Consider the following 25538-nt stretch of genomic DNA (forward strand, 5'->3'; position numbering starts at 1 on the left):
AGTCGCCTGCTCCTGCCGAAGCGCGAGCGCGGTCTTCCGTTGCTCGACGCCCAGGCTGCGGACGTAGGCTGCACCCACGATGGCGGCGACCGCCGCGAGCGCGCCTAGCGCCACGAGCACGGCCAGTCGTCCACGGCGCTCCTCCGCGCGGCCTGCGAGCAAGAAGGTCCGCGCGCTCTCCGAGAGAGTGACCGAGCCCCGCGTCGCGAGCTCCCGCCCGGCCGCGAGTCGTGCCTTGCGCCACAGCAGGGTGGCGTCGCGCGCGGTCGCCCAGCGACGGGCGTCCACCTCGATGTCCTCGGCCAGCGCTCTCTCCTCCCGTGCCTCGGCGACCCAGCCACGGAGCCTCTCCCAGCGGCTGAGCAGCGTCTCGTGGGCGAGTGTCACCAGCGGCCCGTCGCGCACCACGATGCGAGACGCTTCCAGCGCTTCGGTCACCCGCCGGGCGTCGGGGTCTGCGGACACGAGGTCGTCGTGTGTCCGCGCGCGCCTCGTCCCGGCGGCTGTGGTCAGGGCCAGGAGAACACGTCGAACGGTGTCGACCCGAGCGGCTCCGATGGCGAGCACCGTCTTGTCTGCGTGTCGCCCGAGGGCGCCGGAGATCCCCCCGAGCGCGACGTAGGCCTCCCGGGTGAGGAGCTTCCTTCGGCGATCTCGCCCGCGCCAGAGCTCGCCGAGGGCGAACTGTAGCAGCGGCATAGCGCCTGGATCGGTGGCGAGCGCCGCGAGCACCTCCGCGCGCAGTGCGTCGTCTTCGAAGGCGTATCCGTACGCGCCCAGCGCTTGATCGAGCACCCCCTCCCAGGAAGCGGCGGAGAGCGGATCGAGCAGGAGAATGCCCCGGGCGATGGTCGACCCGAGGCGCCCGAGCCCGAGGACGGTGTCGAGGAGATCCCGTCGGATGCCCAGGACGATCTTCAGTCCGACCTGCGCGCGCTCACCGAGCAGGGATAGCGCCTCGATGAAGTGCGCCCGCCCGCCCTCGTCTGCCAGAGTCACGAGCTCCTCACTCTGATCGACGAACAGCACCACGCCTTCGTCGCGGGCCGAGACGGCGGCGCACAGGCGCTCGACGACCTCGAGCGGCTCGCCCGACGCGTCGACGCCCAGGCTCGCGAGTGCAGCGGAGAACGCGACTCGCGGGCGGGCCCCAGGTTCCATCACGACGGTGCGCCACCTCGTAGGCCAGGGGCCGAGGCTCCCCTCCCCGACAGCGGGGAGCACGCCTGCCCGGCCAAGGCTGCTCTTTCCACTTCCGGACGCCCCCACGAGGGCGACGAGCCCTCGGGACCGCAGCATGTCGATCGCGCGAGCCACCTCGGTCGTTCGCCCGAAGTAGACCGCCCGGTCTTGACCCTCGAAGCGTCCGAGGCCGCGAAAGGGGCCGAGGTCTTCGTCCGGGAGCGAGCTCGGGGCGGCGCCCATCGCGAGGCGTGCCGCGTGCAGCATCGAGGCGACCCCCTCGGCGGACGCGGGGCGGCGCGCAGGGTCGGGATCGAGCAGGGCGTCGATCGTGCGCGCGAGCAGCGGAGGGACCGTCCCATCGAGGAGAGCACAGACGGCGGGCGCGCGTGTCCCTCCAGCACTTGGGCGTCCAGGCCCTCGCCGCCGCCCGCCGCGGCTGGGAGGCGCCCGGTCGTGCACTCGAAGAGCAGCGCACCCAAGCTGTAGAGATCGCTCGACGGCGTGGCGGGGGACTGGCCGCGCGCGACCGCTGGATCGACGTACCCCAAGGTGCCGGAGACGTGGCGTATCGCCGCTACGTCGGCGAGGGCCGCGCTCAGCGCCGCGGAGGGCGCGAGCGGCAAGTCGTCGAGCTCGATGACGTCAGGACCCGCTCGCGGAAACGCGTCGGCGGCGGAGATGCCGAAGTCGATCAGCTTGTGCAGGCCGCCCGCCTCGACCACGTTCGCGGGCTTGACGTCGCGGTGCACGAGGCTCGCTCGATGAACGGCCGCGAGCGCCGAAGCGATCGAGATGCCAATCGTGACCACTTCCTGCGCGCCGAGCCGACCCTCGGCGGCGAGCCGAGCGTCGAGCGACGTCCCCGCAACGTATTCCATCGCGAGGCCCATGACACCGAGCGTGCTGTCGGTCGGCAGCGCATAAAAGCGCACGATGTTCGGGTGCTCGACGCGACACAGCGCCTGGGCCTCCTGAAGAATCTGCAGGCGCTGCTCGGACGCCTGACTCGAGTCCGTAAGGGCGAAGAGCTTCACGGCCGCCAGACGAAGCTCGACCTCGCCGTGGGTCTCGGCGGCGAGCCACACGGGGGCGAACCCTCCGCTGCCCAGCGTACGGATGAGGCGAAAGGGGCCCAGAGTCCTGGTGGCGTCCGGACGCTCGAACAAGGCTCTCAGCGCGCGCGGGATCGCCATCGGGGCCCGAAACTTACCCTGTTCGACCGCTCGCGCAGCCGATTTCTTGACGGCCGCGCCGCACGAAGGCTGGTCGTGGGCCTACGTCGCTGCTAGGTTTTCGCGGATGATCAATCCCACCATCGAGATTCGCGGGACACGCGCGCACCGACAACGACGCCTCGCCGGCGCGCCGGGGGCGGGGTCCCTCGCAAGGTCGGGCGGTGTCGCGGAGACGGTCGTCCGCCTGTCACTTCTCGCGGCCGTCTCGGTGGCGATGCCCGCGTGCAACTCTAGCGAACAACCTCCTTCCACGGCCGCGGACGCCAGTGTGGGTGCGATCCTCCCGCTCGACCCTGCGGGGGTGCACTACGGCAAGTCGTACGCCGAGTGGCAGACCGAGTGGTATCGCTGGTTCTTCGGCGCGCCGGGGTCGACGCATCCTATTCTGGACGCGACCGGAGTGAACTGCGCCGTCCACCAGAACGCCGCGTCTCCCATCTTCTTCCTTGGGGGCACCTTCGGCGGCAAGGCCTCGCGAAAGTGCCGAATCCCCAAGGGGAAGGCGCTCTTTTTTCCCATTCTCAACGCGGGCGCCGACAACGGCGGCGTGCCGGCAGGGGAGATCCTCACGGAGGCGCAGCTCCTCGCCACGGTGAAAGACCCTTTCAAGGACGCGACGGTGACCGCGTCTATCGATGGCAAAGATATCCCGGACCTCGCGCGTTATCTCGTGCCCGCGACACGCTTCAACTACACCGTCCCGCCGGGAGACAACCTCTACACGACCAATGGCGTGTCCGGTGTGTCCGGGGTCATCGACCCTGTATTCGCCACGGGCTACTACCTGCTCCTGCCCCCGCTGTCGGCAGGGGTTCATCAGCTCAAGTTCCTCGGAAAAATGGTGACCTCGGGGCAACCCTTTGTGACGGACGTCTCGTACGAGCTGTCGGTCGATTGAGCGCTGGCCTCCGGGCGAATCCTCCGCTCGAGCCGGGGCTACTGTGCGCGCATGATCCCGACCTCTTCGGGCGTGAGGGCGGCGCAGCATCGAAAGCCCGTCTGCGGGTCGCGCGTCTCCCTCGGCACCGACGCGAACGCGATGCAGGAGCTCCCGCTGCTCGTGTCCGCGTAGGAGCCTCCTCGCGTGTGGCATCGGGAGGGGGCTCCCGGGTCGCCCACCGAACAGAGGTCGATCCACTCGCGCACGTTGCCTGAGAGATCGACCGGATAGTCGGCTCTCGGCCTGCACGAAGGGCTCGTGCCGGTCGTCGACGGCCCGCACTGCGTTGCCATGGCCGGGTCCACGCGACACCCCGCGCCGCCGTCGCCGGTCTGCCCCGCGTTGCACTCGCCGGGCGCGTCGCCGGGCGTGGGGAACGAGAGTTTGTCCCCGAGCGAACAGGCTAGGCGCCACTCGTCCTTCTCCTCGCGTGGCACGAGGGTCACGTCGAACGAGTCTCCGAAGCAGAGCCGGCGTCCGTAGGAAGTGCAGTAGGCCAACGCGTCGCACCAATCGACGCAGCGGACGGGCTTTCGCCCATTCAGGGGATCAACCTCGTTCTTCGGAATCGACGCGACGCACGCGTCCTCGGGAGCGACGCCAGGTCGCGAGAGTTCCTTCTTCCAGCTGCACGCCGGCGGGAGCGGTGTCTTGGCGAGGTCGGGGGCCTTGGTCTTGAGCCACTCCTGGTACCGGCCGACGGTCACTTCTTCGTCGTCCATCCACACGCAGGTGTCGTCCGCGAAGAGGATGAGGTCGAGCAGGGCGCCGTCCTCTCCCGGCTTGCTCCGCTTGCCGAGTCGGTCGCAGCGGTGGACAGGAGTCGCGATCGGAGCGCGCTCCGGCAGCTCGTCGAGTCCGGCGATGAGCGGACAGCCCGTCACGGCGAGAGTCAGCGCGAGCAGCGGCAGCGCTGACCACCGGCAACCACTGGGGCGCACCATGGGGAGCAGGCTACTCTAGGACCCACGCGCGGGCACGCCCTTCGGTCGCGGCCGGAGCTCGGGGCGGCCAAGTAGCCCGGTTCACGCAGGCGCAACGCCCGCTCGCATCGCCTTTCGAGGAGTGGAGCTCACGCGGACGCGAGCTCGTCGAGCCGCGCGCGCGCCGACCAAACGGCGCGCGCGCTCACCCATCAGCGCTCAGCCCTTCAGATGAACGCGCACCGGCTTCACGTCCCAGATCTCGGAGGCGTACTGGTGGATCGTACGGTCGGACGAAAAACGGCCTGAGCTCGCGATGTTACGAACCGCCTTCGCCTGCCACGAGGCCTGGTCGGCGAAGGCCGACGACACGCGCTGCTGGCACATGGCGTAGTCCTCGAAGTCGGCGAGCACCATGTACTCGTCGTGCCCGAGGAGGCCGTCGGTGAGGGGGCGGAACACGGCCGGATCGTCGCCGCTGAAGAACCCCGACGAGATGAGGTCGAGCACCTCGCGCACGCGGGGGTTCTCCTCGTAGATGCGCCGCGGGTTGTAGTCCTTCTTCACCTCGGCCACCTGGTCGACCGTGAGGCCGAAGAGGAAGAAGTTCTCCGCGCCCACGGCCTCGAGGATCTCCACGTTGGCGCCGTCGAGCGTGCCTATCGTGAGCGCGCCGTTCATCATCAGCTTCATGTTGCCGGTGCCGGACGCCTCCTTTCCGGCGGTGGAGATCTGCTCGGAGAGATCCGAAGCGGGGATGACGCGCTCCGCGAGTGACACCTTGTAGTTCGGGAGGAACGACACGCGCAGGCGGCCGTGCAGATCGAGATCGCCGTTCACCACGTCGCCGATCGCGCCGATGAGCTTGATGATGAGCTTCGCCGTGCGGTAGCCGGGCGCCGCCTTCGCGCCGAAGAGCACCGTGCGCGGCACCTCCAGCGTCTTCGGATCGCGCTTCGCGTCGAGGTAGAGCCGCACCACGTGGAGCGCGTTCAGGAGCTGCCGCTTGTACTCGTGCAGGCGCTTGATCTGCACGTCGAACAGCGAGTCGGGGTCGAAGCGCAGGCCGAGCTTCTGGTGCACGTGCGCGGCGAAATCGACCTTGTTGGCGCGCTTGATGGCGCGCACGCGCTCGACGAACCCCGCGTCGGTCGCGAGCGGGTTCAGGCGCTCGAGCTCGTCGAGGTTCGTGAGCCACCCGTCGCCGATCGCCTCGGAGATGAGCGCCGAGAGCGCCGGGTTGCAGTGGTGGAGCCACCGACGCGGCGTGACGCCGTTCGTCTTGTTGGAGAACTTCTCGGGCGAGATCTCGGCGAAGTCCTTCAGCACGTCGCGCTTCAGGAGCTGCGTGTGCAGGGCCGCCACGCCGTTGACCGCGTGCGAGCCCACCACCGCGAGGTGCGCCATGTGCACGTGCTTCTCGGCGCCCTCTTCGATGATCGACATGCGCGCGAGCCGCGCGTCGTCGCCCGGGAAGCGGAGCTGCACCGAGCGCAGGAAGCGGCGGTTGATCTCGTAGATGATCTGCAGGTGCCGCGGGAGCAGGCGCTCGAACATGGCGACGGGCCAGCGCTCGAGGGCCTCCGACAGCAGCGTGTGGTTCGTGTAGCCGAGGGTGTTGACCGTGATCTCCCAGGCGTGATCCCACGGCACGTGGTGGAGATCGACGAGCACGCGCACCAGCTCGGCGACGGCGATCGCCGGGTGCGTGTCGTTCAGCTGGATGGCGTTCTTTTCGGAGAACTGATCGAACGACTCGTGGGTCTTTTTGTAGCGGCGCACGATGTCGGAGATGGCGCACGCGACGAAGAAGTACTCCTGCTTCAGGCGCAAATCGCGGCCGGCCTGGTTGTGGTCGTTCGGGTAGAGCACCTTGCTGATGATCTCGCTCTCGTTCTTGTCCTCGACCGCGCGCACGTAGTCGCCGTCGTTGAAGACCTGGAGATCGAAGTCGTTGCTCGATCGCGCCTGCCACAGGCGCAGGGTGTTCACCGTGTCGTTGCGGTAGCCCGCGATCGGGGTGTCGAAGGGCACGCCGAGGACGCGCTGCGTGTCGACCCAGGTCGCGATGAGCATGCCTCGCTCGTTCACGGTCTGCACGACGCGGCCGCCGAAGTGCACGGTGACGGCGTACTCGGGGCGCACGTGCTCCCACGGGTTGCCGAAGCGCAGCCACTCGTCGGGGCGCTCGACCTGCCAGCCGTTCTTGATGACCTGCTCGAAGATGCCGAACTCGTAGCGGATGCCGTAGCCGTAGCCGGGCAGCCCGATGGTGGCCATCGAGTCGAGGAAGCACGCGGCGAGGCGCCCGAGGCCGCCGTTGCCGAGCCCCGCGTCGGGCTCCTCTTCGAGCACGTCGGCGAGGTGCAGCCCCGACTCCTCGAGGATCTCGAGGGCCTTGTCGTAGAGATCGAGCGCGTGCAGGTTGTTCGAGAGCGCGCGCCCGAGCAGAAACTCGGCCGAGAGGTAGTAGACCCGCTTCGCGTCCTCGCGCGCGTAGGTCTCTTGGGTCTGCGCCCAGCGGTACGACAGGCGGTCGCGCACCGTGAGCGCGAGCGCGAAGAAGCGATCGAGGCCCGTGGCGGAGTGCGTGCGCTTGCCGAGCGAGAAGTTCAGGTGGTCCAGGAACGCGCGCTTCAGCGTGACCGGGTCCATGCCGGTGCGGTCGTCCTCGACGACGATGGCGGGGGCGGCGGCGGGCGCGCGGGGATCGGTAGTTTGGGCCATGGCGCAGCGTAACGCGCGCCCCGCGGCGTGTATACGCGCCTGCTTTTTAACTCAGTTACGTGAACTTACAGGTACCGAAGGCGGGCTGGGCTACGGCTGGTCGAGCACCTGGCCGAGCCGCCGGAGCGCCTCGTCGAGCCGGTCGTCGGGCAGCCCCCACGCGACCCGGAGGCCGTCAGGGACACCGAAGAACGCGCCGGGCACGGCGAGCACGTTGCGCTCGCGTTGGCCTCGCTCGAGGCGGGCGCGCATGGTCTCGGCGCCCGCGGGGCGCGGCTTGTTCAGCGTGGCGAAGCCGAAGAGGCCGTGCTCCGGCGCGCTCCACGAGAGATCGGTCCGCTTCGCCATCCACGAGGCGACGCGGTCGCGCTTCTTCGCGAGGTCGACGGTGGCGCGGGCGGTGAGGGTCTCGAGGTGGCGGAACAGGTGCGCGCCGCGGGCCGCGTGGCCCACCGAGAGGTGCCCGACCGTGGTCATGAGGTGCGCGCGGCAGGCGTCGGCCACGGTGCCGCTCGCGACCACCCAGCCGATGCGGTGCGGCCCCGCGCCCCAGCACTTCGTGAGGCTCGACACGCACACCACGTTGGCCCCGAGCTGCGAGGCCGACGTCGACGCGATGCCGAGGGAGCGCGACGCGAACGGCGCGTACACCTCGTCCACCAGGAGCGGCACGCCGCGCTCGGCGCAGAGAGTCGCGAGATCGCCCAGCACCTCGAGCGGCGTGTGCACGCCCGTGGGGTTGTGGAGGTTCGACACGACCACGAGCTTGGTGCGGTCGGTCATCTTCGCGGCGACCTGGTTCGGCTCCAGCAGGTAGCGAGCCTCGGGGCGGCGAAGGAACGGCACCACGCGGGCGCCGAGGAGCTCGGGCACGGCGACGAGGGGCTCGTACGCGGGGGTCTCGACGAGGACCTCGTCGCCCGCGTTGACGAGCGCGCTCATCGCGACGAACAGCGCGTGCGAGGTGCCCAGCGTGGGGACCACGCACGCCTCCGGCACCTGGTTGGCAGCGGCGATGGCCTCCACCAGCCACGCATAAGCCCTTGAATCTACAGGTGAATCAATGGGCGGCAGCTCGCGCTCACCGAAGGAGGCGACGCCGCTGGAGGCGAGGTCGAGCTCGGCGCGCCCGACGTGCTCGAAGGCCCAGTGGAGGTAGTGCGTGCGGCGGATCATGCGGACGTGCCTAGCGCTTCCCGGTGAGCGTGGCCTTGCCCTCGCGCACGAGGCCCGCGTTCGCGCGCGACGCCGCGAGGGTGCCGACGAGCTGGTCGCCGGTGACCTTGGCGCTGAACGTGCCGTAGAACCCGTTGTCGTCCGCCTCCTTCGGGCGGAGCGCGGCGGTGACCAGCTCGCCGTCGCGGCGGCCCTCGAGGAACCCCGCGCCGAGCGCGCCTTCGAAGGTGCCCGTGACGGCGTCACCGCCAGAGATCTCGAGGGTGAGCTTGCCGTCGCCGACGCCCTCTTTGCCGTCCTCGCCCTTCCACTTGGCGCCCTCGGGCACGGTGATGGCCGTGACCGCCGTGGTCGTGTACGAGCCGGTGAAGCTGCGCGCGCCCTTCGCCGGGGCGGGCGCGGCGGCCGCGCCGGCCTCGGAGGGGGCGCCCCCGGAGGCAGCCGGCGTCGCGGACACGGAGGGCGCGGGCTGAGGCGCGTCGGTCGAGGGCTTCGAGCAGCCGGCGAGCGTCGCCGCCAGCACGCACACGCAAGCCGCGGCGAACGTGAAGCGCGGGCTCACGAGGCCACCTCGTCGCCCAGGGCGCGGGCGCCCGCGCGCGAGAGCACGCGCACGCCGAGCTCCCCCTCGATGACGACGAGCTCGCCGCGCGCGACCTCGGTGCCCGAGACGCGGAGCACGACCGGCTCGCCGATCCCGCGGCCGAGCGCGATGACGTCACCGGGGCGGGTGTCGGCCCAGGCGCTCGCGGAGAGCTCCGCGGCTCCGAGCTCCACGCGCACGACGAGGGGCACGTCGGCGAGCACGTCGTGCGCGCCGATCGGCAGAGGCGCGGTCTGCGCGTGAGCGGCGGTGTCCTTCGAGTCCATGCGGGCGTTGCCTCCTCGGGGCGGAGGCTCCCTCGTCGCGTCGGTCGCGACGAGCGGCATCGCCACTCGCTCGGCACTTAGCACAAGCCGGCCGGGTCCCGACAACTCCGCGACGAGCCCGACCTCGCCCCGAGGGGCCACGAGCGCGACGCGGCCGCGAGGGCCGTGGGCGCGGAGCTCCTCCGCGGACGCCGCCATCCACCCGGTGAGCCCGGTGAGCAGCACGTCGCCCGGCGCGAGGCGCGCGAGCTCGCCCACCGTCGCGAGGCAGCTCGCGACCACCACGCGGAGGGCCAGCGGCGTGGGGCCGAGGGACGCGAGCGCGGCGCTGGAGAAGGCCCACGGCGGCGGATCGAGCGGCCCACGCGCCTCGCGATCGGCAGGCATGCGCGCCGCGTCGACGACGACCAGCGCCGAGAAGGCCTCGTCGCCCACGAGCACCGTCAGGTTCGCCGCGAGCAGGTTCGCCGCGAGCAGGTTCGCCGCGAGCGCCGTGCCCGCGGCCGCCAGATCGAGCAGCATCGGCGCCCCCGGCCCCGCGTGGAGCACGGCGGGGGCGGCGTCGGCGTGGGCGCGGGCCGCCACCGCGCGCACGATCGCCGCGAGGGCGCCGGCGAGCTCGGGCGCGGGCGTGGCGGGGGCGGCGACGATGGGCGGGGGCGCGCGGCCGAGGGCGAGCGCTGTGACGGTCACGGCGAGCGCGGGCTCGGCGATCACGAGCACCCGCGCGCCGTCGCGTGCGCGGGCGCGATCGGCGGGGGCGAGGAGCACGCCGACCGAGCCGCCCGCCTGCCCCGGCAGCGCCGCGAGAGAAGCCGCGGTCGCCTGGCGCACGGTCTTGAGGCGCGCGCGGACAGGGGCCTGGAGAATATTCTCGAGCTCTTTCGATAGCTTACCTAGGTTAATGGCGCGCGCCGCGACGCGACGTAGCCGGCGCGCGGCGGCGACCTCGGCGCGCGTGAGCCCCTCGAGGAGGCGAAACGGGAACGGCTCGACGCGCGGCGCGCCCCGGCCGGCGCTCACACGCTCACCTCGGCCTCTCGACCGCGAGGGTGAAGTGACGGTCGCTCGTGGCCTGCGCGGCCTCGGGCCGCACCCCGAGGGGCGCGAGGATCGCGCGGACCTCGTCCACCCGCAGCGACGCCCGCAGCGACGCGCGAAAGAGCCCGACCTGCCTCTCGAACGACGCGAGGGACACCCCTTCGGGCGGCGCGCCAGCGTGGAGCGCCACCAGCGCCGCGAGCTCGTCCTCGGAGCGCGGGCGCGTCAGATCGCGCACGAAGAGGAGCGCGCCGGGCGCGACCCCAGCCCACCACGCCGCGAGCGCGGCGCCGGGCTCCGGCAGGTGGTGGACCACGCTGTTCGAGCAGACCACGTCGAAGGGGCCGCCGTCGGGCGCGGTGAAGTGGCCCTCCGGAGCGCGCTTCGCGTCCGTCTTCCGCAGGAGGATCCTGTCTTCGAGGCCCGCGCGGGCCACGTTCTCCGCCGCGCGCGCGAGCATGTGGTCGGCGAGCTCGGTGCCCACGATCTTCACGTGCGGATCGCGCGCGCAGAGCGCGATCGGGATGCGCGCGGTGCCGGTGCCGAGGTCGAGCACCCAGCGCGGGCGCGCGGTCGGGGTGCGCGCGGTCGGCCCCGGCGAGCGGCGGAGGCGCAGCAGATCGTCGCAGAACGTCGCGTTCACCGCGGCGTGATCCATGGCGTCGTAGTCGGCGGCCTCGTCGGCCGTGTCCATCACCTCCGGCTCGCGCACGCGCGGCAGGGGATCCGGCGCGCCGGCGAGGCTCATCGCCCGAGCGCGATCTCGCGCTCGACCAGGGCGTCGGCCTTCTGCACGAACGCGACGAACCCAGCGTACTCGGCGCCCGGCTGCACGCGCGCCGCGGGGATGTCGATGACCCGCACGAGCCGCAGGGAGTGCCCCTCGACCGCGTCCTTCACCATGACCACGCGCTCCCCGTCGCGGAGCGTGCCGCCCGGCAGCTCGGCCGGCATGCGGACCGACGCGGGCACGACGATCTGGAAGTCGAGCTCGAAGTGCGAGGAGGCGCCGAGGAGCAGCGGCGTCTGCCGCGAAGGCAGGGTCGCGAGCTGCGCGAGGTGCAGGGGGAACAGCGATTTGAGCGCGAAGCCCGCGCCCTCGCTCCGCACGAGCTGGGTGACCTCGGCCTTCACCTTCATCACCAGCGGCTCGCCGAGGTGGGTCATGTTCTCGAGCTGCACGTCGCGCACGCGCGCGCCGGGCAGGTTCCGCGCGAGCAGGCGCGACTCGACGAAATCGAGCCGCTTGCCCTCGGGCACCTTGTCGAACACGCCGCGCATGCCGATGCCCACCTTGCCGGTGAACGACTGCGTGAGCTCGATGGTGGCGGAGCCGTCCTCGCGCAGATCGGCGCGCCCCTTGATGCCGATGCCGTCGGTCACGTCGGCCGCGCCCACCGCGATGGTCTCGCGCGGCGTGCCCGGCACGAGCACCACCGCGGTCTGGCCGCGCACCTCGGCGGGCACGTAGCCGTACGGGGCGAACTTGTCCTTTACGGTGAGCCAGCGGATCCCCTTGCCGGTCTCGAGGCGGAGCACGAGGCTGTCGTACCCCTCGATTTCACTCATCTTTCCGCGCGGCGGCATCGCGAGCTTGTTCTTCGCGATGGCGAACGTGACCGGCACGCCGAGCTGCCGGAGCAGGTGCGAGAAGGCGGCCTGCCGCGAGCCGCTCTTGCCGAGCACGGCGCGGCGACCGTCGTTCTCGGGGCCGTTCTCCACGTTGTCGAGCACCCAGTCGTAGGCCTTGCGCGCGAGGGCCTCGCGGTCGCCCGGGCCCGCGCCGCGCGCGATCTCGAGCGCGCGCCGACGGAGCCGCGGGTCGAGCGGGGTCTCGTCGTTCGCCACGTCGACGAGCTTGGCGAGGGTGTCCTCGAACGACTGGCCCCACCCCACGCGCACGCTCGGCAGAAACTCACGCGCCGACACGCTGTCGGGCTCCTCGGGCGCCGGCGGGCTCTCGTCCATGCGCCAGCGCCGCTCGACGAAGGTGCCCTTGTCGGAGAGCTTCGGCGGCGCGACCTGGCCGAGCACCTCGATCTCGAGGGGCCGGTCTTTCGGGGTGATGGTGACGAACTCGCTGCGCCAGTAGCCCTTGTCGGCCTCGCGGAAGAACCAGTGAGGGCCGCGGTAGCTGCGGCCCTTGTAGCTCTCCGGGCCGGTGGGGTTGATGTGCTCGATCTCGAGGTAGTCGCCCACCTCGAGGTGCGGCATCGTGAGCGTCGGCTTGCCGGCCACGGGCTCCGGCTCGAGGACCGAGCCGTCGGGCTTGATCACTCGGAGCCGAAGCACGAGGCCGCTCGGGGGCTCCTGCTCGGACTCCTTTCCGATGGCCTCCTGCGACTGCATCTTCAGGATCTCGTGCTCGAGCATCTCGCTCGAGCCGTCCGGGTGCACCCACACGGCCGAGTAGTCGAGGACGCGCGCGGCCACGCCGTCCATGTGCTTGCCGCTCTTCTCCCAGGCCTCGAAGGCCTTGATGACCGACCGACCGTCGATGCGGTACGGCTCGAGCGCGCTCGCGCCCTCGAGCATCTCCACGGCCTCGCGGATGTCGCTGCCCTTGCCGCCGGCCTGCAGGGTCTCGGCCAGCGCCCGACGGAGCGCGGAGACATCGCCCTTGGCGTAGGCGCGGTCGGCGAGCCGGAGGCGCAGCCCCGAGTCGGAGGGCTTCTTGGCGAGGGCCTTCTCGAGCTCGGCCGCGGCGGCGCTGGGATCACCGCCCCGCGTGAGGGCGTCGGCGATCCGACCGGGAAGATCGCGTCGATCGGGCCTGCGCGCTTGGAGCTTCTTCAGCTCCGCGACGGCCGCCTTCCAGTCGCGCCGCGCGAGCGCGCGATCGATGTCGATCTCGACGTCGGGGTCGAGGCGCTTGACGCGCTCGGCGACCGCGTCGGCCTCCGCGAGCGAGCCGTCGTCGTCGAGGGCCGCGAGCAAGAGCCGGAGCGCCGGCATGCTCTTCGGGAAGCGCGCGGCGAGGTCGCGGGCGACGCGCATGCGCTCCGCGCGCCAGCCGAGCTTGCCGTAAATGCGCGCGAGCTGATCGCCGAGCTCGATCACCTCGGGGAACTCGGCCACGAGCTTGCGCATGGGCTCCACCGACTCGACGAGCCCGCGCTGCTCCGCCTCCTCGAGCGTGAGCCACGCGCGCGAGACCCACAGCTTCGGGTCGGCCGCGGCGGCCCGCTGGTGGTACATCTTCTCGCTGCGCTTGCGGAGCTCGTCCGGCAGGGCCGGATCGCGCCCCACGAGCGACGCGGCGAGCTCGAGGGCGAACGGCGCCGCGTCTTTGCCGACCAGCGGCTCGAGCAGCACGGCCGCCACGTCTTGCATCGCCTCGACGCCCGCCGCGTGCGCGGCGAGGATCCGCACGACGGGGTCGATATCGGGCTCGGCGCCGCGGGCGATCGCGGTGACGAGCGCGTCGATCGGGTTCGGGCTGGGCAGCGCGACCGCGGGGGTGAGGCCGTACGGCTTGCCTGCCTCGAGGTCGGACGCGAGCCCCGCGGGCGAGCCGTCGCGGTTCAAGACGCGCACCGACGCGGAGTCGCCCACGATGCGCGCGAGGACTCGGTGCCGGCCCTTGCCCACGCGCACGGCCCCACCGAACCGCTGCCACACGCCCCAGTCGCGCAGATCGCGCTCGACCACCGGCACGTCGTCGACCCACACCTTCACCGAGCCCTGCACGGCGATGAGCAGCTCGCGCTCGGCCTCGGTGGTGACGTAGGTCTCCACGTAAAAGATGCCGTCGAGGGTCGGCTCGACCGCGCTCGCGACGCAGCGGGTCTGGTCGGTCTTCAGCACCCGCGGCGTGCTGCCGCGCACCGGATCGGCGGCGAAGGCCGCGGGCCACGGCGCGCTCTCCGCGGGGAACGAGCGGCGGCGATCGGCGGCCGTGGCGTGCCCGAACGGCCCGGCGATGCGCAGGCCCTTCACGCAGCCCATGCGGGCCGTGACCTGCGCGTCGTACGCTTTGTCAATAACCTTTACTTCATCGAAGGACTCGACGGCCCACCACTCGACGAGCTCGGCCACCGCGCGCCAGCCGAGCCGGCCGGGCCGCGCCACGAGGTCGTCGATGGTGGCCTTGTGCTTCTTCCACAGGTCGGCGACGGAGCCGCGGAGCGCCACGAGGCGGTGGGCGGCCATCCACGCGACGAGCTCTCGCTCGCCGTCGCGCACCTCGGACTCGCGCGCGGCGACGAGGGTCGCGACGAACGCGTCGGCGGCGGCCCGCGGCGCGCCGTGGCCCTCGTCGGCGAGGGCCTGCGAGAGGCTCGCGTAGACGCCGCGCTCCTTCGGGAGCGCCGCGAGCTGCTTTCGCGCCTCCGTGGCCTGCTTGGCCTCGCCGCCTGGAGCGAAGAGCTCGGCCAGCAGCCAGCGCCCGACGCGCTCGCCGTCGCCCGAGCCGCTGGCCGCACGCAAATCGCGCACGAGAGTGGAGGAGCTGGGGGCGGCGGGGTCCCTGCCGCAGCCGGAGGAGAGCGGCGTGAGCGCGAGCGCCCCGAGCGTGGCGAAGAGGGCAAGTGTTCGAGCGCGCATGCGGGGCGGAAGAGTCGGCTTTTGTGCGCGATCACACAAGCGGTTTCGGGCGAAGACGAGGCGGCGTGGCCCACACTTTGGTGCCCGGTTGGGGCCGGTTGGGGGCCGGTTAGGGGATTGGGGCTACGGCTTCTGGGTGGCGGGGCGGGCGATGCGGCCCATCTTCACGTGAGGTGGAGGCGGCGGCTCCGTGGGGCCGCGCCCGCCCATGACCCACTTGCCGGGGGGCGGCGCGTTCGGGGCGACGATGTCGGTCGGCGTGGGGGCCGGGGGCGGGTCGGTCGGCAGCTCCATGGGCAGGACCTCGACTTGGCACGGCGGGGGCGCCTCGTCGGCGGTCGCGGTGAGCGCATACGCGAAGCTCGCGAGCGCCCCGGCGAAGCTTCCGCCGAGGGCGAGCGCCCCCACGACCCGCATGCGCTTGCGGCGCACGCCCACCGGGCAGTCCTGGGTGAGCACCGTGCCGTCCTCGCGCCGGTAGAGGCGCACGCAGAGCTCGCCCTCCTTCGCGCGGAGCACCGCCTCGGCCTCGTCGCGGGTCAGCGCCGAGAGGTTGTAGACGTTCTTCTCGCACTTGCCGCAGAAGCGGGCGCGATCGTCGCCGACCATCCCCTCCCAGCGCGCCGAACAGGGCGACGCGATGGAGACGGCGTCGAGCATCGGCAGGCGGGGCTTGTGGCCGGGGGCGACCCGCTCGAGCAGCGTCCGGCTCGCGACGAGGTCGCGCTCGACCCGGGCCGCCTCCGTGGAGAGCCCGGGCTGCTCGCGGCGGCGGGCCTCGAGCTCGGCGAGCTCGGCCTCGAGCTTGGCGGCGCGCTCACGGAGGACGTCGAGCGGATCACGGGAGCTATCTCGGGAGCTCATCGGCGGCTCACTTCCTCTCGCCGGACGGGACGGGCGGCGCGGGCGGCGCCGGCGGCGGGCTCGCGGGGCCGATGTCGCCCATCTGGACGGGCATCTCCATCTTGCCCTGCACGGCCTCGGGGTGGCCGCCGCGTGACACCAGAAGGCTCGCGGCGAACCCCGTGGCCATCGCGGCCATGCCGCCGCCGATGGCGAGCACCCCCACGAGGCGTAGGCGCTTGCGGCGCACACCCACAGGGCAGTCTTGCGTGATCATCGTCCCGTCGGCGCGGCGGTAGAACCTCGCGCAGAGCTGCCCCTCGCGCTCGAGCACCAGCAGCTCGGCCTCGTCCCGGGTCATCGCGGACAGGTTGTAGACGTTCTTCTCGCACTTGCCGCAGAAGCGGGTCTTGTCGTCGCCGGTCATGTCTTCCCAGCGGGCGTTGCACGGCGAGGCGACCCGCACCTGGTCGAGGAGCGGGAGGTGCGGCGAGGCTCGGCGCTGCTCGAAGCGCTCGAGGAGGGCGCGGCTCTTCGCGAGAGACTCACGGAGCTCGGCCGCTTCGCGGTCGAGGCGGGCGGTCTCGGCCTGGCGCTGCTCGAGGGTGCGGAGCTCGTCCGAGAGCAGATCTGTGCGGGCGCGGAGGGCGTCTTCGGCGCTGCGGTACGTCATGGGTCTCACTCGAACGCGCCAGTCGGCGAAAAGTTGGGTCGATTGTCTCGTTTTTTCCCGCCCTGACTGCACCAATTCACACGTTCAGCGTCGGCGCGGCGCGCGGGTAGGTGGGGGCGGGGCGGGTTCGACGGCGCCATTCCTCTGAAATTTGTCGCTGGCCACATCGGAGGAGCCGATGCCGCCCAAGAGGTGCTGCTGGAAGAAGGTCACGTCGACAGGGGCGTGGGCAGGGGCGGGCGCGGGGCGCGCCGCCGGCGGGACGGGGACCGCGAACACCGCCGAAGCACACGCGGCGTCGTCGTCGGCCACGCCCGTGATCGCGGCCCCGAAGGCCGCCGCGATCGCGAGGGCGCGCACGCCGCGGAGGCGCTTTCGCCGCACGCCCACAGGGCAATCTTGCGTGAGCACGGTGCCGTCGGCGCGCCGATAGAGCTTCGCGCAGAGCCCTCCTTCGCCGTGAGCCTGAAGGAGCGACTCCGCCTCCTCGGCGGTGAGGGCCGACAGGTTGAAGACCGTCTTCTGGCAGCCATCGCAGAAGCGCGTGTGCTCGTCCCCCTCCATGTCCTCCCAGCGCGCGGGGCACGGAGAGGCGATCTTCGCGCTCTCGAGCATGGGGAGCCTGCGGTGGCGCGCGTGGCCGTCGAGGAGAGCCTGGCTCTCACGGAGCTCGCGGGCGACGCGGCTGGCCGCCTCGGCGAGGCCGGCTTGCTCGGCGCGCCGGACCTCGAGCTCGGCGAGGTCGCCCTCGAGGCGGGCGTGGTAGGCGCGGAGCGCGTCCAAGGGCTCGCTCACGGCGCCCTCGAAATGCGGCGCGCGCGCCCGCGCGGGTCCTGAACGAGGCTCGCCACGGAGGCTCGGGCGTCAACCTGCATGGGGCGTCTCGACGCCGCGCCCACCGAAAGGTTCCCAGATTTCTCCGCAGCGACTGCCTCGCTGGTGCTTTCCGCCCCCAGGGCGGATCATCGATTGCCAGTGGGCGGGTCCGCGCGCGCTGCTACCGTATTTTGTCATGAAGTACGCGCGCCTAGCGGCGGTCTCGACCACCGTCTTCGTCACGCTCCTCACGTCCCTCGTGTGCGGCACCGCCAGCGCCAACGCCCCGGGCCCGCCCGGCTACACCGGCAAGCCGAACCCCACGTTCCCCGGGGGCGACGGCTGCGGTCGATGCCACACGGGGGGCCCCACGCCGCAGGTGCAGCTCACGGGCCCAGACACGATCGCGGCCGGCGCGAAGGGCAGCTACACCCTTCGCGTGACGGCGTCCGGCGGCACCCTGCGCTGCGTGGTGGGGGCGACCGCGGGCGTCGACCTCACGCCGACGAGCGCCTCGGTCGTGAAGTCGTTCGACGAGCTCACTCCGTCGGGCGCCGCGGGCGGCAACTGCACGTTCGAGGTGCAGCCCATGAACGCAGGCAGCATCACGATCTACTACGGGGGCGCGTCGACCAACGGCAGCGGCACGGGCGGTGACGGCTTCGCGAGGGGCACGAAGGTCGTCAGCGTGACCGGCACGCCGCCCCCTCCCACCGATGGCGGCGGTCCACGCCCCGACGCGAGCGCGCCCCTCCCCGACGGCGCCGTGCCCCCCGCGAAAGACGGCGGGTCCACGCCCACGTCGGACGGCGGAGCGCTCCCCGATGGCGGCGGCGCAACCCCCGGCCCACGTACACCCGGCACCCTCGGCCCGACCGACGAGGACGGCGGGTGCAACAGCTCGGGCGGCCCTCCCGTGTCGGCTTGGGGGCTCGTGTGGTCGGGTGTGGTCGCGGGCGCCCTGCTGCTCTCGCGGCGCCGCTCGCGCGCCGCCTGAGCGGCCGGCCCGTTTCGTTGGCTTTTTTGTGCGCGGGGCCTCCACACAGCGCTGCTCGCGCAGCCGGTGCGTGGTAGGGAGTGCGCATGTCCACCGACGCCCCTGCCGGCGACTCGTTCGCGGCCCTCTTCGAGCAGCAGTCCCACGGCCGGTCCGACCGCCGCAGCCGATCTTTCAAGGTGGGCGACAAGCTCGACGTCGTCGTCGTGCAGGTCGGCAAAGACGCCGTGTTCGTGGAGCTCGACGGAAAGCGCCAGGGCTTCCTCGAGGCCGACGAGCTGCGCGACGAGGCCGGCGAAGTCACGGTGAAGCCCGGCGATCGGGTCACAGCCCACGTGCTCGAGGCGAACGATCAGCAGGGCATGTTCCGGCTCGGGAAGAGCTTCGGCAAGACCCACGGCGTCGACGGCCTCGAGCGCGCGAAGGCGGCCGGTGTGCCGGTCGAGGGCAAGGTGCTCGCGCTGAACAAGGGCGGCGCCGAGGTCGAGGTCGGGGGCGTGCGCGCCTTCTGCCCGATGGGCCAGCTCGACTCGCGCTTCGTGCAAGACGCCAGCGCGTTCATCGGCCAGAGCCTCTCGTTCCTCGTGAGCGAGGTGAAAGACGGCGGCAAGAGCGTCGTGCTCTCGCGCCGCGCGCTCCTCGAGCGCGACGCGCACGAGGCCTTCGCGAAGACCCAGCAGTCGCTCGTGCCCGGCGCCACCCTGACCGGCACGGTCACCTCCATCCGCGACTTCGGCGCGTTCGTCGACCTCGGCGGCATCGAGGGGCTCATCCCGCGCTCGGAGATCGGCCACGACCGCAGCGTGGCCGTGGGCGACGCGCTCCGGGCCGGCGAGACCGTCGAGGTGCTCGTGCGCGAAGTGAAAGAGGTGCCGCCGCCGGAGGGTCGCGAGGGCAAAGGCCGGCGCGGGCCGCAGCTCAAGATCACCCTGTCCTTGAAGGCCCTCATGGCCGATCCGTGGCAGGGCCTCGACCTCGCCGAGGGCAAGGTCCTGGACGGCACCGTCGTGCGCACGCAGCCGTTCGGGGCGTTCGTGCGCATCGCGCCGGGCGTCGAGGGGCTCCTTCACGTGTCGGAGCAGCCGAAGGGCGCCGAGCTGGGCGAGGGCACCGCCGTGCTCGTGGTCGTCAAGAAGCTTGACCTCTTGGCCAAGAAGATCGGCCTCGGCGTGGCCCCCGAGGGCGCGGCCGTGGGCAGCGTCCTCGAGGTGCCGCGGGCGGCCGTGGCCGTGCGCGTGAACGCCGTGGTCACCGGGGTCGTCGAGAAGATCGAGACCTTCGGGCTGTTCGTTCAGCTCGACGGTGTGACCGGGCGCGGCGGGCGCGGGCTCGTCCCCAACGCCGAGACCGGCCTGCCGCGCGGCGCCGACCTCCGCAAGGCCTTCCCCGAGGGCACGAAGGTGTCCGCGAAGGTGCTCGAGACCGGGGAGGGCAAGCTCCGCCTCTCCCTGCGTGGCGCGAAGGACGCCGAAGAGCGCGCGCAGTTCGAGCAGGCGCGCTCGTCGATGAAGGCGCCGGCGTCGCTCGGCACGTTCGGCGATCTTCTGAAGAAGGTGGACCTCTCCGGCGGCGCGAAGGCCGGCAAGGGCAAGAAGAAGTAAACGCGGCGCGGGCCAGCGCGAGGCGAGCGGTGACGCAGCTCTTCGCCCCCGTCTGCTCGGTCACGCCCACCCGCCGCCGGCGCTTCCTCTGGGCGGCGTGGTGGAGCGGTCCGCCCGGCCGGGAGCCCTTTCGGCCCCCGGACGCGGCGAGCGGCGGCGCGCGGACTCGCGAGGAGGCGCACCAGCAAGCCGAGCGGGCGTGCGGCGCGCCGCTCGTAGCGATCGACGGGAGCTGGGCGCGCGCGTGGGCGCGCGTGCTGCGGGGTGAGCCCGCGTTCCCCTCGGCGACGGGCGAAGGCGCGCGCGTGGACGGCCAGGCTCGTGCGCCGGCCCTCAACGACGCGGCGCGCGCCGAGCCCCGCTCGGTGTGGGACACGCTCGGAGTGCCGCCCTCGGCGACGGACGAGGAGGTGAAGCGAGCCTACCGGCAGCGCGCCCTCGAGACTCACCCCGACCGCGGGGGCGACGCCGAGGCGTTCCGGGCCGTACAGCGCGCCTACGAGGTGGCGAGCGCGCGGAAGGCGAAGGCCGCGAGGCGCCCGAAGCGCCGCCGGGAGCCCGCGGGTTGAGGTAGCGCGCGAACGAGTGCCCTCGGCGCGATTCCCACGTACCGTCTTCGAGACACATGAGCGGCCGGCGTGATCTCCACGACACGAGCGAGCGAGAGCTGCCCCGGGGCACGCGCTTGCTGGATCGCTACGTGATCCTCGATCGGTACGACGGCGGCGGAATGGCCACGATCTACCGAGCGGAGGACGAGCGCCTCTCGCGGGTGGTGGTCGCGAAGGTGCTGCGCACGACGCTGGTGGAGGGCTCGGGGAGCACGAGCGGCCGCGCCCTGTACCATGCAACTTACACGCATTTTCTCGACGAGGCGCGGGCCCTCTCGAAGCTGCAGCACCCAAGCACGCTGCGCATCTACGACTTCGGATACGTCGGTGACGCCTCGACGCCGACCGAGGAGCGCTCACCATTCCACATCTCCGAGTTTCTCTCGGGTGGGAACCTGGAGCAGCGCGTGCGCGCGGAGGGCACCCTCTCGCCCTTGGCGGCGGCCGACGTGCTGGACGCGGTCGCCGGCGCGCTGGGCGAGGCGCACGGGTACGGGATCGTGCACCGCGACGTGAAGCCGTCGAACATCCTCTTCGCCGAGGTGGGCGCGAAGCGCTTCCCCAAGATCGCCGACTTCGGCATCGCGCGGACGCCGGTGCCGACCGCCGAGGCCGCGAAGACCGGCCGCACGCCGAGCACGCCGCTGACGCTCTGCTCGCCGCGCTGGGCCGCGCCGGAGCAACTGTCCAGCGGCGTCGAGAGCGCCACGACCGACGTGTACTCGCTCGGCCTCGTCGCTCACTTCATGCTTACCGGCCGGCCCGCGTTCGACTCGGCGCGCATCCGCGAGACCTACCTGCCGCGCATCTTCGACGACGACTTCGCGACCCGCGCGATCCGCGCGAGCGGGCTCCCCACGCCGCTCGAGGAGGTCATCCTCGCGTGCCTGCGCGTGAGCCCCGCGCAGCGGTTTCACTCGCCCGCCGCCTTCGCGACGGCGTTCCGCGCGGCGGCCGCGACCCTGGACGGCGGGCCGCCACCGCCACGCGCAACCGCGGCCCCTCGCGAGCCCCGACCGACCGCCGCCACGGGGCCCACGAGCGCGCGCGGCACGGGGCCCGTTTCCATGAGCCTCGTGCCCGAGGTCGCCGACCTCGCCTTCGCGGCCGGCGGCACCGAGACCCGCGTGCGCCTCTCCTTTCAGCCAACCTCGGCCCGGGTGAACGTGCGAAACCTCTCCGGGTTCGTCGTCCGCGACGGCGCGCGCCCCTCCACCGCGGTGCTCCTCGACCGCGACGCCACCCTCACCTTCATGACCTCGAGCCAGGCCGTGCGCCTGGTCGCCCGCCTCGCCTTCGGGGAACGCACGGCCGAAGGCACGGTCTTTCTCGTCGACGGAGGGCCCGTTCTGATACCGTTCTCCACGGCGGGGCAGGCGGTCGCGCTCTACGTCACACACGCCTCGGGGCACACCCCTCAGGTGGTCATCGTCGGGCGAACCTAGCGACGGGCCCGGCGAGCAGCAGTGAGCAGGAGCGGTCGTGGAGGCGAAGGAGGACGGAGAAGAGCTGTTCGACTGGGACCTCGACGGCGACGACGACGTCATGGCCACCCAGACGCTGAGCACGCGTGACGGCGACTTCACCGGTCCGTCGGCGCCGACCGATCCGCTGGGCGTGCGCCCCTCGCGCGGCGCGATCCCCGCGAGCGTCCCCGAGCCGCCGCGGCCGCCGCGCCCTCCCACGCGCTCCACACCGCCGCTCCCCCCCGCGCACGCCCCGCCGCGCGCGCCCACCCTGTCAGGGGCCTACGGCGCGCTGCCGCCGCTCCGCGCGCCGAGCCCAAGCCGCCCGTTCTCCGGGTACCTAGGGCCGCAGACCGCGCCCCTTCCACCGGCGGCCTCGCCCCCTATGCACGCGGCCTCGCCGGCCACGCTCCCGCCGCCCACGCACCCGGCGCCACCCCCCACCTACCCGGCTCCCCCCAGCGCGCCCCTCGCGCCGCTGCCGCCACCGCAGGCGCCCCCTGCCCGCGCCGCCATGCCCTCATACGCGGCCTTCGACGCCTATCCTCCGCGCGCGCCCGAGCCCGCGCTCGACTACGGCTCCCCGGCGATCCGCGAGGCGGACATGTGGGACCGCCCTGGCGCGGGAAAAGACGCGTTCCTCGAGTCGGAGCCGCCCGGCGCGCCGGAGCCAGGCGGCCCCCCGGGGGCGCCCTCGGCAGCGTACCCGTTCGTCCGCGCGGAGGCGGCGGCCCCCGCGCCGCAGCCCGCCGCGCCCCCGCACTTCGGGTCGCTGTCGACCACACCGCTGGCCCAGACGCCCGCGGGCCCCCAGGGGTTCGCCCCTTACGCGGCGCCCCAGGCCGCGGCGCGGGCGGCGACCGCGCACCCGCCCACCCAGGCTCAGAGCGCCGCTCACATCGAGCGCAGGCGCGTCTACTCGTTCGCGCTCGACGCGCGCGGCATGCCCATCGAGCTCGGCGCGGGGCGCTTCGCGAAGGCCTATTTGGGTGAAGAGCGCTGGCTGGAGTCGAAGACCGACTACCGACGAGAGATCGTCATCAAGGTCCTTCAGAAGGGCGTGAGCGTCGAAGACCACATGCGCTTTCAAATGGAGAAGGAGCTCCTCGAGCGCGTGCAGGGACACCCCAACATCGTCGAGCTCTACGGCTCGGGCGAGGGCGATGTCGAGTTCATTCCCCCCTCGATACGCGATCTCGTGGAGCCCGAGTACCTGCTCCTCGAGCGCCTGGAGATGTCCTTGGAGGAGCGCCTGAAGGGCTCGCGCCTCCATGGCCAGAAAGAAGACCTCCTCGCGCTGCCGATGGGCGAGCGGGTGCTGCGCGTGCTCGACGTGATGGTGCCCGTGGCGTCGGCGGTGGAGTACGCGCACCTCGTGCGCAACATTTGCCACCGCGATCTCAAGCCCGCCAACGTGCTCGTGAAGCTCGCCGACCCGGCCCTCCGAGGCGCGGTGTCGCAGGTGAGGCTCGCCGACTTCAACGCCGCGAAGCTGAAGGACGACGACGTGCACTTCGGCATGACGCAGATGCACTCGGCGGTGCCAGGCACGCTGTTCTTTCAGAGCCCGGAGCAAGAGACCAACGTCGTCGAGATGTTGGTCAACGTGCAGCACGGCGCGCTCGAGGTCGAGTACTTCGAGGACTTCTACATTCCGATCGCCAAGGACGACTCCTTCTCGCTCTGGAACCGCGGGGAGCCCTACCCGGTCGCCTACGCCGATCGCGCCCGCAAGCGGCTCGTGCTGGCCACCCCATACCGCGAGGTGAGCGAGACGAACGTGCGAGCGCGCATCCAAAAGGCCGTCGGCAGGCCGGCCGACATCTACTCGCTCGGCGCGATGCTCTACTATCTCATCTCCGGCGCCTACGCGAACCCGAAGGCCCTCCACGACGCCTTCCGCAAGTTCGTCGACTACGAGGCGACCGACGCGGCGAACACCATCGAGAGCTATATTCAGCACGAGTACGCGCAAGTGCAGAGCCTGCAGTCGCCGGGGCTCGACAGCAGCATGGTGTCGCCCGCCAACCGGTTCTTCTCGTTCAAGCACTACCTGGACGGCAACGGTGAGCTCATCGACGGCAACACCATGCTCATCGTCGCCAAGTGCATGATTCGCAACAAGCCCGACAGCTACTGCCAAGCCCACGATCTGGACACGCGCGGCATCAGCCAGCTCGTGGAAGACCTACGTGGCCTGTCGCAGCTCTACGGTCGCCACATGGCCGCGCAGCAGGTCGCGCAGCAGCTCGCCCGACCGGCGCCGCAGCCGCCACCTGCGGCGCCCCTCGCGCCCGCGAGGCCAGCCGACGGCGTCTGGGAGCGCGTGCGCCGGCTGTTCGCGGGTCAGTAAGCGCCGCTCACGGCGCGACCATGCGGCCGGCGAAGATCGCCGTGTTGGTGGGGATATCCCGCACGAAGAAGAGGAAGGGGCGGTCGGCGCGGAAGGTCTTCACGTCGGCCGGGACGGAGGTGGTGCCCGCGAGCACGACGGCCGTCGCGGCCGCGGCCTCGGTGCCCTTCTCGTCGACGCGGACGAAGGCCTTGTGCAGCACGTCGGAGATCCAGAGCTTGTCGACGTCGGGGGAGAGCATCCCCGAGAAGTCGGCGGTGCGCTCGTCGAAGGCCCGCGTCATCCCGAGGGCGAGGAGCGATTCCCGCAGCGACACCGACTGACCCTTGAGCTCGAACTTCGGCAGGCTCACGCGCACGGTGTGGGGCGTGAGGCCCGCCATGGCGGACAAGAGGCCCTTGCCGTCGAAGCTCGACTCGAAGGTGCGGAAGTCCCCCTTCGGCAGCACGACCACCATCGACACCTGACCGCCCATGTAGCGGAGCTCGAGCACCTGGGCGCCGTCGATCTCGGCGTACCCCGTGGACAGCTCGCCGCGCATGGTGGGCACTTGAGCCTGCGCGCCGCCGAGCTTCGTGAACGTGGCGGGGGCCGTGGCCTCCTTCTCGAAGGGCGTCGCCCAGTCGGCGTTGAAGTAGATCGCGTTGACGAGCACGAGGCGCGTGATCGCGTTGATGGTGCCCTCCGCGAGCAGGTCCTCGATGCGGCGCTCGGTCTGCTGGGCGACCCACTCGTTTATCTTGAGGCGCTCCTCGTTGGGCTTGTTCTTGAAGTCGGCGAGCTGCACTCCGGCGCCGTAGCTCGTGGCCAGCGTGTCGAGGAACGGCGCCTCGAAGGCCACCCCGCGCTGGCCGAACGTGGTGTTCACGGAGCGGAGCGCGAAGGGCTTGCCCGAGGGCGGCGCTCCCGCGGCGCTCGCCACGCGACCCCGCGAGGCGATCTGGAGGTCGAGCGCGTTCATCGCGACGTGATGGCGGGCCCCCGGGAGGCGGTGCTCGAGGGCCTTCTCCATCTCCTGTGCCGTGTCGCCGCGCGCGCCGGCGTACGCCATGGCGAGCGCCGTGGAGATCGAGAGCGGAGAGAAGAACGCGTTCCCTTCGCCCTTCGCCGCGGTGAGCCCGTAGAGCTTCATGGCGAACGCCGCGTTGCCCTCGGCGAGCGCGACGAGCTCCGCGGGGGTGGCGTTCGGGCTCGTGTCCCGCGCGAGGCTCGACCGCGCCACGTCGAAGGTCGGCGAGGGCGCCTCCGGCGGGAGCGACTCGGCGGTACAGGCGAGGCCCCCCACAGCGAGGCCGGCGGCGAGGGCGAACCTGAAAGTGAGCCCCGGAGGGGCGAACGAAGGTCTATGGCGGCCCCGAGCCGGAGGCGAGGTGGCGCTCATGAAGAGGGCGGGGCGAACGAAGGAGGGGAGGTGACGGCTCATGATGAGTCGTGATGCGCCAAACGTGCCAACGCTGCATCGCATGAAATCAATCATGAATTCGCCGTAGCGCGCCCGCGTGTGCCGCCTATGGCACAGCATCGGCACACCGACTG

At 71.9% G+C, this 25538-nt stretch carries 19 protein-coding genes; 6 read left to right on the forward strand and 13 right to left on the reverse strand.

The window, feature by feature from the left end; genetic code table 11:
- Positions 1-1161 (reverse strand): hypothetical protein (locus IPQ09_22415; protein MBL0196929.1); only part of this gene is annotated, 1161 nt, incomplete at its 3' end.
- Positions 1161-2378, reverse strand: coding sequence for a protein kinase (locus IPQ09_22420; GenBank protein ID MBL0196930.1), 1218 nt, complete (start codon positions 2376-2378; stop codon positions 1161-1163). The genes IPQ09_22420 and IPQ09_22415, both read right to left, overlap by 1 nt.
- 310 nt (positions 2379-2688) lie before the next feature.
- Between IPQ09_22420 and IPQ09_22425 the strand changes: the two genes are divergently transcribed.
- The gene (locus tag IPQ09_22425) at positions 2689-3318 is read left to right on the forward strand and encodes a hypothetical protein (protein MBL0196931.1); all 630 of its coding nucleotides are present in this window, start codon (positions 2689-2691) and stop codon (positions 3316-3318) included.
- A 38-nt stretch (positions 3319-3356) separates the two neighbouring features.
- Here the strand turns inward: IPQ09_22425 and IPQ09_22430 are convergent, their stop codons facing one another.
- The 10 genes from IPQ09_22430 to IPQ09_22475 all read right to left on the reverse strand — a co-directional run bounded on the left by IPQ09_22430 (position 3357) and on the right by IPQ09_22475 (position 16953).
- Entirely contained in the window at positions 3357-4304 is a 948-nt protein-coding gene (locus IPQ09_22430) for an SUMF1/EgtB/PvdO family nonheme iron enzyme (GenBank protein MBL0196932.1), read from the reverse strand.
- A 198-nt stretch (positions 4305-4502) separates the two neighbouring features.
- A complete protein-coding gene (locus IPQ09_22435; GenBank protein ID MBL0196933.1) occupies positions 4503-7010 on the reverse strand; it encodes a glycogen/starch/alpha-glucan phosphorylase in 2508 nt (835 codons plus the stop codon).
- 90 nt (positions 7011-7100) lie between these two features.
- Entirely contained in the window at positions 7101-8186 is a 1086-nt protein-coding gene (locus IPQ09_22440) for a pyridoxal phosphate-dependent aminotransferase (GenBank protein ID MBL0196934.1), read from the reverse strand.
- Positions 8187-8196: 10 nt separating this feature from the next.
- On the reverse strand, positions 8197-8748 hold the full coding sequence (locus tag IPQ09_22445; protein MBL0196935.1) for a hypothetical protein: 552 nt from the start codon (positions 8746-8748) through the stop codon (positions 8197-8199).
- The gene (locus IPQ09_22450; protein ID MBL0196936.1) at positions 8745-10079 is read right to left on the reverse strand and encodes a FliM/FliN family flagellar motor switch protein; all 1335 of its coding nucleotides are present in this window, start codon (positions 10077-10079) and stop codon (positions 8745-8747) included. Before IPQ09_22450 ends, IPQ09_22445 begins: the two co-directional genes overlap by 4 nt.
- Positions 10080-10083: 4 nt before the next feature.
- Positions 10084-10845 carry a methyltransferase domain-containing protein gene (locus IPQ09_22455; GenBank protein MBL0196937.1) on the reverse strand — a complete coding sequence of 254 codons (762 nt, stop codon included), beginning with the start codon at positions 10843-10845 and terminating at the stop codon, positions 10084-10086.
- Complete coding sequence (locus IPQ09_22460) at positions 10842-14642, reverse strand: hypothetical protein (GenBank protein MBL0196938.1); 3801 nt, start codon at positions 14640-14642, stop codon at positions 10842-10844. The genes IPQ09_22455 and IPQ09_22460 overlap by 4 nt, the downstream gene beginning before the upstream one ends.
- Positions 14643-14765: 123 nt before the next feature.
- Positions 14766-15506, reverse strand: a complete 741-nt coding sequence (locus IPQ09_22465; GenBank protein ID MBL0196939.1) for a hypothetical protein — start codon at positions 15504-15506, stop codon at positions 14766-14768.
- Positions 15507-15513: 7 nt separating this feature from the next.
- Positions 15514-16158, reverse strand: a complete 645-nt coding sequence (locus IPQ09_22470) for a hypothetical protein (protein ID MBL0196940.1) — start codon at positions 16156-16158, stop codon at positions 15514-15516.
- A gap of 84 nt (positions 16159-16242) precedes the next feature.
- Positions 16243-16953 (reverse strand): hypothetical protein, encoded by a 711-nt coding sequence (locus tag IPQ09_22475; protein ID MBL0196941.1) that lies wholly within the window; start codon positions 16951-16953, stop codon positions 16243-16245.
- 217 nt (positions 16954-17170) lie between these two features.
- Between IPQ09_22475 and IPQ09_22480 the strand changes: the two genes are divergently transcribed.
- The 5 genes from IPQ09_22480 (at position 17171) to IPQ09_22500 (ending at position 24002) form a co-directional block, all read left to right on the forward strand.
- Positions 17171-17971 (forward strand): hypothetical protein, encoded by an 801-nt coding sequence (locus IPQ09_22480; GenBank protein ID MBL0196942.1) that lies wholly within the window; start codon positions 17171-17173, stop codon positions 17969-17971.
- Between the two features lie 86 nt (positions 17972-18057).
- Complete coding sequence (locus IPQ09_22485; GenBank protein ID MBL0196943.1) at positions 18058-19572, forward strand: S1 RNA-binding domain-containing protein; 1515 nt, start codon at positions 18058-18060, stop codon at positions 19570-19572.
- 29 nt (positions 19573-19601) lie between these two features.
- Complete coding sequence (locus IPQ09_22490) at positions 19602-20141, forward strand: J domain-containing protein (GenBank protein MBL0196944.1); 540 nt, start codon at positions 19602-19604, stop codon at positions 20139-20141.
- Between the two features lie 56 nt (positions 20142-20197).
- On the forward strand, positions 20198-21628 hold the full coding sequence (locus tag IPQ09_22495; GenBank protein MBL0196945.1) for a serine/threonine protein kinase: 1431 nt from the start codon (positions 20198-20200) through the stop codon (positions 21626-21628).
- A gap of 37 nt (positions 21629-21665) precedes the next feature.
- Positions 21666-24002, forward strand: coding sequence for a protein kinase (locus IPQ09_22500; GenBank protein ID MBL0196946.1), 2337 nt, complete (start codon positions 21666-21668; stop codon positions 24000-24002).
- A gap of 7 nt (positions 24003-24009) precedes the next feature.
- Here the strand turns inward: IPQ09_22500 and IPQ09_22505 are convergent, their stop codons facing one another.
- Positions 24010-25425: a serpin family protein gene (locus IPQ09_22505; protein ID MBL0196947.1), complete on the reverse strand. Its 1416-nt coding sequence runs from the start codon at positions 25423-25425 to the stop codon at positions 24010-24012.
- Between the last annotated feature and the right edge of the window lie 113 nt (positions 25426-25538).

It is taken from the genome of Myxococcales bacterium, assembly GCA_016720545.1.
Taxonomy (GTDB): domain Bacteria; phylum Myxococcota_A; class Polyangia; order Polyangiales; family Polyangiaceae; genus JAAFHV01.